This is a genomic window from gamma proteobacterium SS-5, assembly GCA_009497875.2.
Classification (GTDB): domain Bacteria; phylum Pseudomonadota; class Gammaproteobacteria; order Chromatiales; family Chromatiaceae; genus Magnetovirga; species Magnetovirga frankeli.
The window spans coordinates 2,496,286-2,512,498 of the sequence record CP032508.2 but is presented as its reverse complement, the minus strand read 5'-3'; the positions used below and the strand labels follow the sequence as shown (position 1 = coordinate 2,512,498).

At 62.3% G+C, this 16,213-nt stretch carries 14 protein-coding genes and 1 tRNA gene; 11 read left to right on the top strand and 4 right to left on the bottom strand.

The window, feature by feature from the left end; translation table 11 throughout:
• Window positions 1–157 precede the first annotated feature (157 nt).
• Window positions 158–802: a 2-polyprenyl-3-methyl-6-methoxy-1,4-benzoquinone monooxygenase gene (gene coq7, locus D5125_16660; GenBank protein ID QFY90958.1), complete on the bottom strand. Its 645-nt coding sequence runs from the start codon at window positions 800–802 to the stop codon at window positions 158–160.
• Window positions 803–1,300: 498 nt separating this feature from the next.
• Complete coding sequence (locus D5125_16650) at window positions 1,301–2,443, bottom strand: (Fe-S)-binding protein (GenBank protein ID QFY90956.2); 1,143 nt, start codon at window positions 2,441–2,443, stop codon at window positions 1,301–1,303.
• A gap of 140 nt (window positions 2,444–2,583) precedes the next feature.
• Between D5125_16650 and D5125_16645 the strand changes: the two genes are divergently transcribed.
• The 10 genes from D5125_16645 to D5125_16600 all read left to right on the top strand — a co-directional run bounded on the left by D5125_16645 (window position 2,584) and on the right by D5125_16600 (window position 10,987).
• On the top strand, window positions 2,584–2,898 hold the full coding sequence (locus D5125_16645) for an NAD(P)H-dependent oxidoreductase subunit E (protein QFY90955.1): 315 nt from the start codon (window positions 2,584–2,586) through the stop codon (window positions 2,896–2,898).
• 102 nt (window positions 2,899–3,000) lie between these two features.
• Window positions 3,001–3,429 (top strand): 50S ribosomal protein L13, encoded by a 429-nt coding sequence (gene rplM, locus D5125_16640; protein ID QFY90954.1) that lies wholly within the window; start codon window positions 3,001–3,003, stop codon window positions 3,427–3,429.
• A gap of 22 nt (window positions 3,430–3,451) precedes the next feature.
• A complete protein-coding gene (gene rpsI / locus D5125_16635; protein ID QFY90953.1) occupies window positions 3,452–3,841 on the top strand; it encodes a 30S ribosomal protein S9 in 390 nt (129 codons plus the stop codon).
• 29 nt (window positions 3,842–3,870) lie between these two features.
• Window positions 3,871–3,944, top strand: a tRNA-Gln gene (locus D5125_16630).
• Between the two features lie 354 nt (window positions 3,945–4,298).
• Window positions 4,299–5,717: a form I ribulose bisphosphate carboxylase large subunit gene (locus D5125_16625; GenBank protein QFY90952.1), complete on the top strand. Its 1,419-nt coding sequence runs from the start codon at window positions 4,299–4,301 to the stop codon at window positions 5,715–5,717.
• Window positions 5,718–5,911: 194 nt separating this feature from the next.
• Window positions 5,912–6,268: a ribulose bisphosphate carboxylase small subunit gene (locus tag D5125_16620; protein QFY90951.1), complete on the top strand. Its 357-nt coding sequence runs from the start codon at window positions 5,912–5,914 to the stop codon at window positions 6,266–6,268.
• A 357-nt stretch (window positions 6,269–6,625) separates the two neighbouring features.
• Window positions 6,626–7,432, top strand: coding sequence for a CbbQ/NirQ/NorQ/GpvN family protein (locus D5125_16615; GenBank protein ID QFY90950.1), 807 nt, complete (start codon window positions 6,626–6,628; stop codon window positions 7,430–7,432).
• 45 nt (window positions 7,433–7,477) lie between these two features.
• Window positions 7,478–7,837, top strand: a complete 360-nt coding sequence (locus D5125_16610; GenBank protein QFY90949.1) for a four helix bundle protein — start codon at window positions 7,478–7,480, stop codon at window positions 7,835–7,837.
• A gap of 119 nt (window positions 7,838–7,956) precedes the next feature.
• Entirely contained in the window at window positions 7,957–10,347 is a 2,391-nt protein-coding gene (locus D5125_16605) for a nitric oxide reductase activation protein NorD (protein QFY90948.1), read from the top strand.
• A gap of 238 nt (window positions 10,348–10,585) precedes the next feature.
• A complete protein-coding gene (locus D5125_16600; protein ID QFY90947.1) occupies window positions 10,586–10,987 on the top strand; it encodes a hypothetical protein in 402 nt (133 codons plus the stop codon).
• A gap of 91 nt (window positions 10,988–11,078) precedes the next feature.
• On the opposite strand, the gene D5125_16595 is transcribed toward D5125_16600, so the two are convergent.
• Window positions 11,079–11,936 (bottom strand): hypothetical protein, encoded by an 858-nt coding sequence (locus tag D5125_16595; GenBank protein ID QFY90946.1) that lies wholly within the window; start codon window positions 11,934–11,936, stop codon window positions 11,079–11,081.
• Window positions 11,937–12,216: 280 nt separating this feature from the next.
• Entirely contained in the window at window positions 12,217–13,143 is a 927-nt protein-coding gene (locus tag D5125_16590; protein ID QFY90945.1) for a histone deacetylase family protein, read from the bottom strand.
• A 272-nt stretch (window positions 13,144–13,415) separates the two neighbouring features.
• Here D5125_16590 and D5125_16585 point away from each other — a divergent pair, with 272 nt between their 5' ends.
• Complete coding sequence (locus D5125_16585) at window positions 13,416–16,097, top strand: bifunctional acetate--CoA ligase family protein/GNAT family N-acetyltransferase (GenBank protein QFY90944.1); 2,682 nt, start codon at window positions 13,416–13,418, stop codon at window positions 16,095–16,097.
• Window positions 16,098–16,213 lie beyond the last annotated feature (116 nt).

The window sequence follows — 16,213 nt, the reverse complement described above, 5'->3', positions numbered from 1 at the left end:
AGGGGCAATGGGGTAGCCATGTCCAACGGCAACCCCGGATTCCGTTTCACTCCATCCGGGCTACTTCTTCCTCATGCTTCTCTGCGTCCTTTGCGTCCCATCGACTAGGGGATGTTTCATGCTCCGGGGTGGCGCTGCCCGTTCCATGTCCGTTAGGTCAGACGTGGTAGCTGGTGCGCGTCATTAGCCGTGATGCCGCCTTCATGCCCAGGCGGATCGGCAGGGGCAGCTTGGTGCCGCCGGCCTCCAGGGCGTGGCTGGCGTGTTGCATTTCATCCTCGCGCATCTGCTGGATAATGGCGCGGTCCTTGCGGTCCTGCGGTGGTAGCTGGCGCAGGTGGTCGTCCAGGTGGGCGCTGACCTGTTTCTCTGTCTCGGCGACAAAGCCCAGGCTCCACCTGTCCCCGGCCAGGCCGGCGGCGGCACCCAGGGCAAAGGAACCGGCGAACCAGAGGGGATTGAGCAGGCTTTTGCGCTGATCCAGCTCCTGTAGTCGGCGTTCACACCAGGCCAGGTGGTCGTTCTCCTCCAGCGCCGCCTGCGCCATGCCCTGCCGCAGCCGGGATCGCCGGGCGGTGGCGGCCTGACCCTGATACAGGGCTTGGGCGCAGACCTCGCCACTGTGATTGATGCGCATCAAACGGCCTACATGACGCCGTTGCGCCGGGTTCAGCTCCGCCTCTTCCAGGCCCGCCGCCGGGCTCGCCCGACCGCTGCCCCGAGGCTTGCCAAACAGGGTGCGCAGGGCATTATCAAACGAAACAACCAGCCGGTCGGCCGGGGTCAGGTGGGATAGGGGCATGGCATTACTCCAAGTTTGAACCTAACGATCATGGAGCGGCCCACGCCTATCTGCGCTAGGTGTGGGCACCCCGGAATATGAAACAATTCTTGGCCGCTTCGGGACTCGGCGACCCCGTAGCCCGGATGCAGCGAAGCGATGTCCTGAGCGATGTCCTGAGCGATGTCCTGAGCGATGTCCTGAGCCTGCCGAAGGGCCTGCCGAAGGGCGGAATCCGGGGAGGCGCTGCAAAGCATGAGAGTGTCTGCCCTGCAGGCCATTGCTTTGCACCTCCGAGCCAGCGTTCGGAGCTCCCAGGATGAGAGGCAAGTCCCAAAGTTGTTTCACCGTAATTCATTCTTTTCTGCGTCCTCTGCGTCCCAATGGGTCAGGTGCCGAGTCCCGATACTCAACCCAACGGACATGGGCGGACAGCGCCACCCCGGAACCTGAAACATCTGTTGGCGGCGCCGGGACTCGGGGCTCGGGACTCGGGACTCGAAATTTGCCACGGATGTTTCACAGTAACTGCCGAGCGATGAGTTCGACCGGGTGGATCACCTCCAGGTTCAGCCCGCGCTGGGCCTGGGCCTGACGCAGTTGCAGGGCGCAGCCGCTGCTGGAGGTGACCAGTATATCCGGCCGCATCTGCTCCAGCTGATCGAGCAGGGGCTGCGCCAGCCGCTCGCCCAATCCGTCCTGTTTCAGGAGCTGCAGACCGGCCCCGCCGCAGCAGCCGTGGCCGTTAGCCAGCGCCTCCAGGCGCAGCTGGGGGATGCGCCCCAGCAACTGCCGGACCGATTCCGCCGTATCCAGCACATTGCGCAGGGAACAGGGGCTGTGCAGCGCCACCTTGGCGTTCAATGGCCGCAACCGCCCCGCAGGCCAACTCTGGCGCTGCAGAAAGGCGCTGGGGTCTTCAACCCGCTGGCCAAACTGCTGCTGCAATTCGGCGGCGCAACCGCTGCTCAGGCTGATCAGGCGCTCGGCCCCGGCAAAGGCCTGGGCATTGGCCGCCTGCATCGGCTGGGTGCGCTGTACCAGCCCCTGATGGCGGTGCAGGGCGCCACAGCAGGCCTGGCCGGCGGGAATGCGCAGGGGGATGTCCAGCGCCGCGCAGACCTGGATAAAGGCCCGCTGCGCCGGGCTGTCATTGATCTGGCCGATGCAGCCGAGAAACAAGGCCGGCCCCGCGCCGGGCCGATCACGGGCAGGGACTGGCCGCTGCACCTGGGGCAGCAGCTGTAGCGAACGCCGCCAGCTGCCCCAGCTCAGACCCCGTGCCAGGCCGCGCAGGGGCAGGGGATTGAGCAGGCGCAACAGGCCCTGCAGCCAGGGCCGTTGCGACCAGCGGCTGAGCTGATCAAGCCGAAATGGCGAGGGTGGCGGCATTAGCCCAAGGCCTGAGTCGATGATCAGGTTATACTCTACCCCCGAGGGACAGGCGCTCTGACAATTACGGCAATGCAGGCAGCCGCGCAGGTGTTGCTCCAGCCGTTCGCCGTGCGCTAACTGGCCCTCCAGCAGGCCCTGAATCAGGGCGATGCGGCCACGGGGCGAGTCCGCCTCGTTCTGCAGCAGGGCATAGGTCGGGCAGACCGCCAGGCAGAGACCGCACTTGACGCAGCGATCTGCCTGTTGCAGCAGGCGTTGTCGGTCCAAGGTCGGTTCTGTCGGGGCGGGCTGGGTCACTGTTGTCGGGTCGGTTGCGGGCAAGGATGCAGTTTACCAGCCCAGGGGCCGGTGCTGAAAAGACCTTGGTTGGGTACAGCGCCATCAACCCGTAAGCAAGCGGAGGGGAAATGTTCTACCGTTATCACCTGTTTTTCTGCACCAACGACCGGCAAGACGGCAGCGCCTGCTGCGCCCGTCACAACGCCCGGGACGCCCGCAATTACCTGAAACAACGCTGTAAGGAGGCCGGTATCCACCAGGAGGGTGGGGTGCGCATCAACAGCGCCGGCTGCATGGGTCGTTGCGATCAGGGCCCGGTCATCGCGGTCTATCCCGAGGGCATCTGGTACAGTTACGTGGATCAGGAAGACCTGGATGAGATCCTGCAAAGCCACCTGCTCAAGGGTCAGCCGGTGCAGCGCCTGCGGATTCCCGCTGGCTGAGAGTAAATTCATAATCGGTGCTTGATTTGCCGCCTTTGGGGCTGTATATTGCGCCGTCTTTTTCGGGGTAAACCCAATCCAGTTGCTATGGGGCAGCATTCAATGACTACTGTAAGCACAAAACCGGCCGACGTGCGTCGTGACTGGTACCTGATCGACGCCTCCGGCAAGACCCTTGGCCGCCTGGCCAGTGAAGTGGCACGCCGCCTGCGTGGCAAGCACAAGCCGGAATACACCCCGCATGTGGATACCGGCGACTACATTATCATCGTCAATGCGGAAAAGATTGCCGTCACCGGCAACAAGCTGCAAGACAAGATGTATCACCGTCATACCGGCTACATCGGCAACCTCAAATCGATCAATCTTGAAGGCCTGCTGGCCAAGGCGCCGGAGCGCGTCATTCAGCAGGCGGTCAAGGGCATGATGCCGCGTAACCCCCTGGGCCGCGCCATGCTGGACAAGCTCAAGGTCTATGCCGGGGGCGAACATAAACACCAGGCACAACAGCCGAAACCTCTCGAAATCTGAATCCACGGGAAAGAAAAGCATCATGGCGGAAGTAATCAACTGCACCGGTCGCCGCAAGACCTCCACCGCTCGGGTTTACCTGAGCCCTGGCAAGGGTGCCATCACCATCAATAACCGCAGCCTGGAAGAGTTCTTCGGCCGCGAAACCGCGCGCATGGTCGTGCGTCAACCCCTGGAAAAGGTCGAGATGCTCGACAAGGTAGACCTCAAGATCAGCGTCACCGGCGGCGGCATCACCGGCCAGGCCGGTGCCATACGTCACGGTATCGCCCGCGCCCTGTCGCTGTTCAATGAAGACCTGCGCCCGCCCATGCGCCAGTCCGGCTACCTGACCCGCGACGCGCGCATGGTCGAACGCAAAAAGGTTGGCCTGCACAAGGCGCGCAAGCGTCCGCAGTACTCCAAGCGCTAATCTTTTTCCAAGGCCCGCGAGGGCCCTATTGGGGACTCGTCTAATGGTAGGACAGCAGACTCTGACTCTGTATGTGGGGGTTCGACTCCCTCGTCCCCAGCCAACCATTTAAATCAACTACTCCCACCAACCCCCTAAGCCAGCGTAAAAGCTGGCTTTTTTGTTTCCGTCAATTACCGCCAACTCCCAATAATACCCAGGGTATCCCGTCATTTTGGGGGCATAATTGGGGGTGCCTAACCCAGGTTGTCTCCTGGTTCCTACTCGCATACATAAGTCTTCGTTTATGAATTTCATCAAAACACCTGACTATCATTTATAGGTCAGGCCCCTATACTTGCCTTCATTCCAGGTTGTTCTCCTGGAAATCAAGCGGTTTTATTGCCGGGGTTAGGTGGCTTCACCGGTCCTGGCAGACCCAATACCCATCAGACCCAATACAAGATGAGGAAGACCCATGGCTAAGACTTATGATGCGGGCGTGAAAGAGTACCGCGAAACCTACTGGATGCCCGATTACACCCCCAAGGACACCGACATCCTGGCGTGTTTCAAGATCATCCCCCAGGCCGGCGTACCCCGTGAAGAGGCAGCCGCCGCTGTGGCCGCCGAATCCTCCACCGGCACCTGGACCACGGTGTGGACCGACCTGCTCACCGATCTGGATTACTACAAGGGTCGCGCCTACGCCATCGAGGACGTACCCGGCAGCGACGACTCCTTCTATGCCTTCATTGCCTACCCGATCGACCTGTTTGAAGAGGGCTCGGTGGTCAACGTCTTCACCTCTCTGGTGGGCAACGTGTTCGGCTTCAAGGCCGTACGCGCCCTGCGTCTGGAGGACGTGCGCTTCCCCCTGGCCTATGTGATGACCTGTAACGGTCCGCCCCACGGCATCCAGGTCGAGCGCGACAAGATGAACAAGTACGGCCGTCCCCTGCTGGGCTGTACCATCAAGCCCAAGCTGGGCCTGTCGGCGAAAAACTACGGCCGCGCCGTGTACGAATGCCTGCGTGGCGGTCTGGACTTCACCAAGGACGACGAAAACGTCAACTCCCAGCCCTTCATGCGCTGGCGCCAGCGCTTCGACTTTGTCATGGATGCCATCCATAAGGCCGAGAAGGAAACCGGCGAGCGCAAGGGCCACTACCTCAACGTCACCGCGCCGACCCCGGACGAGATGTTCAAGCGCGCCGAGTATGCCAAGGAGCTGGGCGCGCCCATCATCATGCACGACTACCTGACCGGCGGCTTCTGCGCCAACACCGGCCTGGCGCAGTGGTGTCGCGACAACGGTGTGCTGCTGCACATCCACCGCGCCATGCACGCCGTGCTCGACCGCAACCCCAACCACGGCATCCACTTCCGCGTACTGACCAAGGCCCTGCGTCTGTCCGGCGGCGACCATCTGCACTCTGGTACCGTGGTCGGCAAGCTGGAAGGCGATCGCGAGGCCACCCTCGGCTGGATCGACCTGATGCGCGATGCCTATATCAAGGAAAACCGCAGCCGTGGCATCATGTTCGATCAGGATTGGGGTGCCATGCCCGGCGTCATGCCGGTGGCCTCTGGCGGCATCCACGTCTGGCACATGCCGGCGCTGGTGTCCATCTTCGGCGACGACTCGGTGCTGCAGTTCGGTGGCGGTACCCTGGGCCATCCCTGGGGCAACGCCGCCGGTGCCGCCGCCAACCGTGTCGCCCTGGAGGCCTGCGTCGAGGCCCGCAACCAAGGCCGCGAACTGGAAAAAGAAGGCAAGGAAATCCTCACCAACGCCGCCGCCAACAGCCCTGAACTGAAGGCCGCGATGGAGACTTGGAAGGAAATCAAGTTCGAATTCGACACCGTGGACAAGCTGGACGTGGCGCACAAATAAGCCATCAGCCACAGAGGCACAGAGCACACAGAGAGCCTTGGGGCAATCTGCAGCTGCGTGCCTCGGTGGCAGGGCTAAGCGCCTGCATCCATCAGACCCTACGCAATTAAGCCACAACCAGCGATAGAGCGGAGAGACTTCAGACATCTCTGTGATCTCTGTGGCTCTGAGGCAAACAACTGAGGAATCAGATCATGAGTGATATGCAAGACTACAAATCCAGCCTGGCCGACGTGACCAGCCGCAAGTTCGAGACTTTCTCCTATCTGCCGGAGATGGACGCCGAGCGCATCCGCAAGCAGGTGGACTACATCGTCGCCAAGGGCTGGAACCCGGCCGTGGAACACGTTGAGCCGGAGAATGCCTTCGACCACTACTGGTACATGTGGAAGCTGCCCATGTTCGGCGAAACCGACGTGGACCGCATCCTGGCCGAGGCCGAGGCCTGCCACAAGGCGCACCCCAAGAACCATGTGCGCCTGATCGGCTTTGACAACTACGCCCAGTCCAAGGGCGCTGAAATGGTTGTCTTCCGCGGCACCCCGGTGTAATCACCCAGGCCGCCTTCCGGCCCCTGCTCGTGCAGGGGCCGGACCCGATTCCCGCCAGCTGCAGTGGCAGCTGGCAGACCGCAGTGTTAAAGGACGCAGAGAAGCGGGGAGAGCGCAGAGAGAGATGGATCGCAAAGAACGCGAAGGATACGCAAAGGTCGCAAAGAGATGACTACTGTCCCTCTCCGACCCATCTTCCAAAAGGGCACGGGGCTTAACGGCCTGAGTGGTTAAGCAATAACAAACTCTGCGTACTCTGCGCTACTTTGCGATCTCTGCGTCCTAAATTTGCGTCCATTGGCGTTTATTTGCGGACACTGTAACCATCCGGTTAGCACCTATTTGAGGAGCCCGATCATGAGCGACACCACCAGCCAGCAGTATCTGATCCAAGACGAGCCCTACTATTGCGCCGTCGGCAACGAAGTGGCCAAGTACGAGGCCGCCTATGCCGCGCGCATGCCGGTGATGCTCAAGGGCCCCACCGGTTGCGGCAAGTCGCGCTTTGTCGAATACATGGCCTGGCGCCTGCAAAAGCCCCTGATCACCGTCGCCTGTAACGAGGACATGACCGCCTCCGACCTGGTCGGCCGTTTCCTGCTGGACATCAATGGCACCAAATGGCAGGACGGCCCGCTCACCGTGGCCGCGCGCATCGGCGCCATCTGCTATCTGGATGAAATCGTCGAAGCGCGCCAGGACACCACGGTGGTGATCCACCCGCTTACCGACCACCGCCGCGTGCTGCCGCTGGAAAAGAAGGGCGAGCTGGTGCAGGCGCACGCGGATTTCCAGATCGTCATCTCCTACAACCCCGGCTATCAGTCGCTGATGAAGGACCTCAAGCAGTCCACCAAGCAGCGCTTCGGCGGCATGGACTTCGACTACCCGAGCAGCGAGATCGAGACCCAGATAGTGGCCCACGAAGGCGGCGTCAGCAAGGAAGTGGCGGAAAAGCTGGTGCAGATCGCCCAGCGCTCGCGCAACCTCAAGGGTCACGGGCTCGACGAGGGCATGTCCACCCGCCTGCTGGTCTATGCGGCGCAACTCATCGGCAAGGGCATAGACACCCAGTCCGCCTGCGAAATGGCCCTGGTCACCCCCCTCACCGACGACCCGGACATGCGCGATACCCTCACCGCGGCGGTAAATACTTATTTTTAGCCGCCAGCTGCCAGCCGTCAGCGCCCAGCTTTCCCGCGTATCGCCGTGAGGGATTTCAGGCGTTTGCAGGTTTGGGAGAAGTCCCATCATTTGGTCTTGGCGCTTTATGCCGAGACCCAGCAGATGCCAGAAAGCGAGCGATTTGGGCTGACCAGTCAGATGCGCCGGGCCGCCGTCTCCATACCCTCGAATATTGCCGAGGGTTATGGCCGGAGCAGTGATAAGGATTTTTCACGCTTTTTGTACATTGCTTCTGGCTCTTGCTGTGAACTGGAATATCAGCTGCTGCTGGCTGCCGACCTGGGTTACATGCCGCAGAATCAGAGTCAGGTTCTGCAGGGGCTTTGCCGAGAGGTCCGTCAGATGATAGCTGGCCTGCTGAATAAACTGGCGGCTAGCAACTAAAAGCTGGCCGCTGACGGTTGGCAGCTGAAGGCTAATAGATTTATCGAGAAATCCGCCAGCTGTTGGCTGGCTAGCTAAAAAAAGCTGGCCGCTGACAGCTGACGGCTGGAGGCTTTTTCATGAGCATTGATTTTAGTGAGTACGTCAGCTGCCTGAGTGCCGAGGACCACGAGCACCGCGAGGCCTTGGAGTCGTCTTATCACGAGGCATCGCGGGTGATGTCGCCCCGTGGCCTGCAGAACTACCTGGAGGGCATGCGCGCCATGTGCACCCTCGGCCGGGGTCAGGACCTGGTACTGACCTATGTGCAGGAAATGCCCGGGGTGGTCAAGGAGGTGGGCGAGGATGTCATCCCCGACATCGTCGAGGCGCTGATGAAGCTGTCCTCCCACACCTCTGGCACCGTCATCACCCTGATGATGGCCAACATGCCCCTGGCGGCCCAGCGTTTGGGCGATGCCGAGGTCATGCGCGGCTATCTGAAGCTGCTGCATCAGCTGGCCGGTAAGGCGCCGCGCGGTCTGCGGCCGATGATGGAGGTGCTCGACGAGCTGCTCTCCAAACTCACCCTTGGTGGCCTGCGGCGCTGGGCCATGTGGGGTGCCCAGGCCCATCAACGGGATCTCGACGGCCAGATGGCCTACTTCGGCCTCAACACCGAATCGGCCAAGTCCGTGCTGCAACGGGAGCGCCGGGGTACCCTGTTCATCGACAACCAGCGTCGGCTCAACTTCTACCTGCGCGCCCTCTGGGCCCGCGCCTTCCTCATGCGCCCAACGGCGGGGGACTACGAGACCAAGCGCGGCCTCAAGCCCTTCATCGAAGACTTTCAGATCCACATACCGGACGCCTACGACCCCTTTCGCGGCATCGACGGCATGGAGATCTACCGCGCCGCCGCCGCTCACGCCGCCGCGCACCTGGTCTATACCCGCGAGGCGATCTCCGGCGAGCAGCTGTCCCAGGCGCAGATGCGCTTCATCGAGCTGTTCGAGGATGCGCGCATCGAATATCTTGCCTATCAGGAGTTCCCCGGCCTGCGCAAACTCTGGCTATCCTTTTACACCACCCAGCCGGGCAAGGATGACGAGTTCGGCCAGCCTCACGAGATGATGGACTACATGCTGCGCGTCACCCGCGCCATCATGGACCCGGACTACAACGACCCCCAGCCGCTGATCAGCCAGGTGGCCGGCGAGTTTCGCACCAAGCTGGAGGCCGACCCCTATGCCCGCAATCTGAGCTGGATGGCCGGGGTGGATTTCTACAACCGCATCCTTGCCCTGGCACCCCTGCCCAGCGTGCGTATCCTCTCCGACTGGCCCATTCCCTACCGCGATGACAACCGCTATATCTGGGAATTCGTTGACAATATGTTCATCTCCCAGGGGGACGACTACATCCCCGAACAACAGGGTCCCAAACGGCGCTATGTCAGCGTGATGGAGTTTGTCGATGAGATCGACTCGGAGATGACCCACGGCAACCCGGACGAAATCCTGGTCCTCTCCTCCGAGCTGTTCCCCTACGAGGACGACCTGGAAACCACCAAGAGCTGGAACCAGATGGAGGGCGTCGAGCCGGTCTCCGACCCCTATCACTACCACGAATGGGACTATCAGGTGCAGCTGGCGCGGCCGGACTGGGCCACGGTGATCGAGCGCCGCCAGGGCAAGGCCGACCCCGAACGGATGGACGAGATCCTGGTCAAGCACAAGCCCATCGCCTCGCGCATCCGTCACCTGATCGACGCCATGCAGCCCCAGGGCATAGTCCGTCGCCGCGGCTACGAGGAGGGCGAGGAGCTGGACCTGAACGCCGCGGTGCGCGCCATGATCGACATTCGCCGCGGCATCATGCCTGACCCGCGCATCAACATCCGCATCACCCGCCATGTGCGCGACCTGTCCATCGTCCTGCTGCTGGATCTGTCCGAATCCACCAACCTGAAGATAGGCGATCTGGATCCGGACGACGAAGGCTACAGCGAGCAGCCCAGCGTCCTCGATTTGACCCGCGAGGCCTCGGGCCTGCTGGCCTGGGCCATAGACTCCATCGGCGACAACTTCGCCGTGCACGGTTTTGCCTCCGATGGCCGGCACGATGTGCAGTACTACCGCTTCAAGGACTTCAACGAAGGCTACAACGACGAGGCCAAGGCACGCATGGCGGGCATGAAGGGTGGCCTTTCCACCCGTATGGGCGCGGCCCTGCGCCACGCCGGTTGGCACCTGACCCAGCAAGCGGCGCAGAAACGGCTGGTGCTGCTGGTCACCGACGGCGAACCGGCGGACATCGACGAGCGCGACCCCCAGTACCTGCGCAACGATGCCAAAAAGGCGGTGGAAGACCTGGCGATGAAGGGCATACATACCTACTGCCTGACCCTGGACCCCAACGCCGACCGCTACGTCGCGCGCATCTTCGGCGAAAACAACTACTCCATTGTCGATAACGTCGAACGCCTGCCGGAACGCCTGCCCAATGTGTTTGCAGCAATAACCGGGTAAGCTGCCAGCTGCCAGCAGTTAGCCGTCAGCTTTTACTGTGAAACAACATTGGGGTTCGCCTCTCATCCTGGGAGCTCCGAGCGCTGGCTCGGAGGTGCAACGGGATAGGTGTGGCCCTGCCTAGCGGCAACCCCGGATTCCGCTTCGCTGCATCCGGGCTACGGGGCTGTATTGCTGACCGCTGAAAGCTGGTGGCTGACTGCTGACCGCTGGAGGCTGGCGGCTTCTAGGAGGAAAAATGTACGAGCGCCTGCGTGACCTGCCGCTGCTGGACAGCTACCCGTCGAAAATCCCTGCCGGGGCGTGGAATGTCTGGCGGCGTTATTTGGCGCGCAAGCGGTTCGAGGCCTGCTTCGGCCTGGAGGGGCTGCCGCCCCTGTCCCTTTATCTGGACCGGGACAGCTGGGTGGTCATCGACTCCAGCCTGTATGATCTACCCATTCTCGCCTGGACCGAGTTCCAGGAACCCGCCCAGCGCGGCCTGCACGAACCCATCCCCTGCACCGTGCTGCACTATCACCAAGGGGCCTCGCGTATCAGAAACCGCGCCCTGGAGTTGCTGCAACAGGAGCTGGAGCAGCGCCTGAAGGCCAAGGATCATCGACCCCGGCAGCCCCTGCTGCGCCCAGACCGCTATTAGACCTGCACCCTGGACTCGACACATCCGCAATCCCGGTTTTGCCTCCGTTGGCCTTGCGGCGATACTCGACACTTAACTGCCGAAGTCAGGATCAACCCATGGCATGAGGGCCGGACCCATGCGTCTTCAGACGCTCCAGGATATCTATGGCCAGGGTGATCATCTCGGCGGACATGAAGACGGTCAGGCCATTGAATTCCAGGCCCTCGGCACCTGCGTAGAGAAACAGGCCGCTGCTGTTGGCCCGGGCCCGTGCATAGATGGGCTCCAGGTCGGCATCCAGCTGCTGTAGCCGGTCGTTGAGCCGGGTATCCTGACCCAGCCTGCGCCCAAGCCCAGGCTCCAGGGATAGCCAGACATAGCCTTCGGGGCCGGCCTCGGGTCGCTGTCGGGCCAGCTCGGTGATCTGCGCTTGGGCGGCACCGGTGCCGCTGAAACGGGTTAGCCGATCGACCTGCACAACCGGGAGGCTGGATCCCCGGCTCAACGGCTCAACGGCCTGCCGATGCAGCAACAGCAGGGGTGGGAAACTGCCGGATTGTTGCAGGCTGAAGCCCAGTTGATGCACGTCCTGCCCAGGCAGTACCCCCCCCCGCAAATGAAAGTCCAGGTACCAGCCCTGGGTCTTGTCGCCGGGTTGCACGCGCCAGCGCAGATTGCGTCCGGGGATAGGGCGAAAGACCCAGCCACGTTCCTGGCAGAGCCGTTTTCGGGCCTCATTTTCATCGGCCTCGCGCCGACGTTGATGGACCAGGGCATCCACCCCCTTGGCCAGAAAATGCACCAGGCTGCCGGTGATGGCCAGAAAGATGAGGCCGAACAGCAGGCCGGCCAGGCCCAGGCCGTGTTTGCTGCTCAGTGAGAGGGTGCCAAGCAGGAACAGGCCAGCGGCGAACCAGCGGATCAGTTGGCCGGGAGTGACGCCATTGCCAGGGTCGGGTCGTTGCATGACTGGGAGCCTGTCGGATTGTCGAAAAAAGGCCATGATTGATCAGAAATTGCAAAATTCCAGTTGCCTTATGTGACTTCTGAAATTTGGCTGCCCCGTTAAACCCGACAGGCCCCTAGGAGCCTGTCGGGTTTAGGTGCCCGTAGCGAGCAAGGTGGGAGAGCGAGAACAAATTTTCACGATTTTGAGGCGCATAGTTGGCCTACGCAACGAAAAATCGGGGAAATTTGAGCCGTTCTTCCCACCGGCGCAGTAGGAGCATCCTAAATCCGACAGGCTCCTAGACCTCGCCTATGAAGGCCTTGAGGTGGGCCTCGACGCTGCGGGCCAGGGCGTGCAGTTCGTAGCCGCCTTCCAGCAGGGAGACGATACGGCCCTGGGCGCTGATCCGGGCCAGGTCCATCAGTCGGCTGGTGATCCAGCCGTAGTCGGCATCCACCAAATTGAACTGGGCCATGTCGTCGGCCTGATGGCCGTCAAAGCCGGCGGAGATGAGAATCAGCTGCGGGGCGAAGGCCTGGATCTGGCCCAGCCAGCGCTCGCTGATGGCCTGGCGCAAGGCCTTGCCGTCGGTCAGCGCGGGCAGGGGCAGATTGATCACGTTGCCCGGATTGTCCGCAAAGCCGCTGCCGGGGTAGAAGGGGTGCTGGAAGCTGGAGCAGAACAGGATGCGCTCATCCCCGCCGACTATGTCCTGGGTACCGTTGCCGTGGTGGACATCGAAATCGATGATGGCGATGCGCTCCAGGCCATGATTCTGGATCGCATGATAAGCGGCAACTGCGATGTTGTTGAAGATGCAAAAGCCCATGGCGTAGTCAGGCCCGGCGTGATGGCCGGGTGGGCGCACGGCGCAAAAGGCCTGATCCACCTCTCCTCCCAGCACCAGATCCACCCCGAGGATGCCTGCGCCGGCGGCGTACAGGGCGGCGCTCAGGCTGTGACGTCCCATGGCGGTATCGCCGTCCAGCCAAGTCAGACCCTGCTCGGGCTCCGCTGTGAAGACCCGGTCCAGATAGGCCGGCTGGTGGACCATGAGCAGCTGTTCGCGGCTGGCCGCAGGGGCGTCATATTGATGCAGTACCATGCCCAGATGGGAGGCAATCAGGCGGTCGTTGATGGCGTGCAGACGGGCCGGTTGTTCCGGATGCGCGCCTCCCATCTCGTGCAGAAGGCAGTCGCTGTGGCTGATGAGGGCTATGGGCATGGGGTTCTCCTTGCGGCCAATTCTACCCCAGGGGCGTGGAAAGAAAACATCCTCTGCTTCCTTTTAACGAGGGCTCGCCGGGACAGCCAAACCCCATCTTCAGGTTGACGCCACTGCCAGAGCCGTTGCTTGCCCGCTTGCCTTGCCCTCGGTTCGGGGCTTTCTTGCATTATCTTTGTGGGTGAAGTTGTTGCGTTGCAGCATTTTCTTGTTGCGGCGCAGCAAATTTCATCTAAACTCATAGCTGACCCCGTATTATCTGGATACATTATATGAAGAAGCACTACCTCAAGACCCTGTTTGAACCCGGTTCCGTGGCCATTGTCGGTGCCTCCGACGAGGCCCATTCGGTCGGTGGCCAGATCCTGCGCAACATGCAGGAATGCGGTTTTAAGGGAGAGATCTATCCGGTCAACCCGGACTGCGAAGCGATCCAGGGGCTGCCCTGTTACCCCAGGCTGCGGGCTATAGATCACCCCATCGACCTGGTGGTGTTCGCCGTGCCCGCCGAGCAGATCCCGACGATGATGCGCGAGGCCGGTGATCTGGGCGTGCGCGCCGCCATTGTCATCTCCGCCGGGTTTGCCGAGACCGGGCCGCGCGGCGAATCCCTGCAAAACGAGATCGTCGATATCGCCAAGACCCACAACATCCCTCTGATGGGTCCGAACTGCCTGGGTATCATCCGTCCCCGCATCGGCCTCAATGCCACCTCGGCCAAGAGCCAGGTGCAGACCGGCAAGGTGGCCCTGGTGGCCCAATCGGGTGCCTTCTGCACCGCCCTGCTGGACTGGGCCAACAGCGAGGGCTTTGGCTTTTCCGCCGTGGCCTCCCTCGGGGCCACCGCCGATGTGGGCTTTGGCGATGTGCTGGACTACCTGGCGGTGGACCCCGAGACCAAGAGCATACTGCTCTATGTGGAGGGGGTGAACGATGCCCGCAGCTTTATCAGCGGCCTGCGCGTGGCGGCCCGACTGAAGCCCGTGGTGGTGGTCAAATCCGGCCGCAGCGAGAGCGGCACCCGCGCTGCGGTATCCCACACCGGTGCCCTGGTGGGCAGTGATGCGGTGTTCGATAGCGTGGTGGAACGCGCCGGTGCCGTGCGCGTGCACACCGTCAGCCAGTTGTTTGCCGCCGCCCGCATCCTGGCCTCCAATGTGCGCGTGGAGGGGGCCAGGCTGGCCATAGTCACCAATGGTGGCGGCCCCGGCGTGATGGCGGCGGACCGCGCCAGCGACCTGCATGTACCCCTGGCGGAACTGGCCAAGGAGACCATAGAGAAACTCAGCGAGGTATTGCCGGGGCACTGGTCCCACAGCGACCCGGTTGACATCCTAGGCGATGCCGACCACCAACGCTATGAGGACGCCACCCGGCTGGTGCTGGCGGACAAGAACGTGGACGGCGTGCTGGTACTGCTGGCCCCCCAGGCGATGACCGACCCCACCGCCTGCGCCGAGGGAGTAATCGCCGCCGCCAAGCAGTCGCGCAAACCGGTGCTGGCCTGCTGGATGGGCGAGTTGATGGTACGCGAGGCGCGCCGCCTGTTCGGCGAGGCGGGCATTCCTCAATTCCGCAGCCCCGAGGCCGGGGTGGATGCCTTTGGCTACCTGGCCTGTTACCGGCGTAATCAAAAGGTCTTGCTGCAGGTGCCGCCGCCGCTGTCGCGGCAGAGCGAGACCGATGTGGAAGGGGTGCGGCTGATTATCGAAAACGCCCTAGGCGATCGGCGCAGCGTGCTGAGCAATACCGAGTCAAAGGCCCTGCTGCGCGCCTTTCATATCCCGGTCTCGCCGGCGATCAACGTCTCCTCCGCCGCCGAGGCCCTGATTGCCGCCGAGAACCTGGGTCTGCCGGTGGCGATGAAGATCAATTGCCCCAGCATAGAGCACAAGTCCGATGTCTCCGGGGTGCGGCTGAATATTAATGAACCGCGCAGCGTACGCACCGCCTTTCGCGAAATGATGGAAGAGGTGGCGGCACAGGTGCCCGAGGCACGGCTGGAAGGGGTCACGGTGGAGGCCATGGCCAATCGCCCCCACGGCCGGGAGATCATGCTCGGTATCATCCAGGACCCGGTGTTCGGCCCGGTGATCCGCTTCGGTGCCGGTGGCGTGGCCTCAGAGGTGTTTGCCGACTCCCAGGTGGCCCTGCCGCCGTTGAACGAATACCTCAGCAAGCAGCTGATTTCGGGCACCCGTATGGCCCAGTTCCTGCGCAAGTTCCGCAACTTCCCCGAGGCCAACCTGGCCCCCCTGGTGGAGGTACTGCAGCGCATATCGGAGATGGCCTGCGAGCTGCCCGAGATCCGCGAGATGGACATCAACCCCCTGCTGGTGGACGAGCAGGGGGTGATTGCGCTGGACGCCCGTATCCGCGTCGGGCCACCTAAGACCAGCACCTCACGCTACGATCACATGGCCATACACCCCTATCCACCAGAGCTGGAGAGCACCTGGCAGCTGCCCGATGGCAGTAACGTGGTGATCCGCCCGATCCGCCCGGAGGATGCCGGCTGCGAGAAGCAGTTTGTCGAAAACCTGTCGGCGGAGAGCCGCTATTTCCGCTTCATGCAGAGCCTGGACAAGCTCAGCCCGCTGATGCTGGCACGCTTCACCCAGATCGACTACGACCGGGAGATGGCCCTGATCGCCATCATCAACGAAGACACCCCGCAGGCGCGCATCCTGGGCGTGGTGCGCTATGTCAGTAATTCAGACCGGCATTCCTGTGAGTTTGCCCTCACCGTGGGGGACGAATGGCAACGCCAGGGCATAGGCCGCCACCTGTTGCAGCGGCTGATGTTCGTCGCCCGCGACCGGGGCATAGAGGTGATGGAAGGGGAGGTGCTGTCCAACAACAGCAAGATGCTGCGCATGTGCCAAAAGCTGGGCTTTCGCATCGTCCACAATTCCGACGAGCCGGATGTGGTTGAGGTACGTCGGCATTTGTAGCCCGGAGAGCGGTCAGCTGCCAGCCGTTAGCAGAAAAACCCCTCTCCCCGACGGGGAGAGGGGTTGGGGAGAGAGGCTTTAAACAGCCCTGGCAACCCCCAGCTGGCCGCTGAAGG

What these genes read in the sequence shown, in the direction of transcription:
- coq7 (QFY90958.1), bottom strand. Translation starts at nt 802, where the DNA reads ATGCCCCTATCCCACCTGACCCCGGCCGACCGGCTGGTTGTTTCGTTT.
- D5125_16645 (QFY90955.1), top strand. Translation starts at nt 2,584, where the DNA reads ATGTTCTACCGTTATCACCTGTTTTTCTGCACCAACGACCGGCAAGAC.
- rplM (QFY90954.1), top strand. Translation starts at nt 3,001, where the DNA reads ATGACTACTGTAAGCACAAAACCGGCCGACGTGCGTCGTGACTGGTAC.
- rpsI (QFY90953.1), top strand. Translation starts at nt 3,452, where the DNA reads ATGGCGGAAGTAATCAACTGCACCGGTCGCCGCAAGACCTCCACCGCT.
- D5125_16625 (QFY90952.1), top strand. Translation starts at nt 4,299, where the DNA reads ATGGCTAAGACTTATGATGCGGGCGTGAAAGAGTACCGCGAAACCTAC.
- D5125_16620 (QFY90951.1), top strand. Translation starts at nt 5,912, where the DNA reads ATGAGTGATATGCAAGACTACAAATCCAGCCTGGCCGACGTGACCAGC.
- D5125_16615 (QFY90950.1), top strand. Translation starts at nt 6,626, where the DNA reads ATGAGCGACACCACCAGCCAGCAGTATCTGATCCAAGACGAGCCCTAC.
- D5125_16605 (QFY90948.1), top strand. Translation starts at nt 7,957, where the DNA reads ATGAGCATTGATTTTAGTGAGTACGTCAGCTGCCTGAGTGCCGAGGAC.
- D5125_16600 (QFY90947.1), top strand. Translation starts at nt 10,586, where the DNA reads ATGTACGAGCGCCTGCGTGACCTGCCGCTGCTGGACAGCTACCCGTCG.
- D5125_16595 (QFY90946.1), bottom strand. Translation starts at nt 11,936, where the DNA reads ATGCAACGACCCGACCCTGGCAATGGCGTCACTCCCGGCCAACTGATC.
- D5125_16590 (QFY90945.1), bottom strand. Translation starts at nt 13,143, where the DNA reads ATGCCCATAGCCCTCATCAGCCACAGCGACTGCCTTCTGCACGAGATG.
- D5125_16585 (QFY90944.1), top strand. Translation starts at nt 13,416, where the DNA reads ATGAAGAAGCACTACCTCAAGACCCTGTTTGAACCCGGTTCCGTGGCC.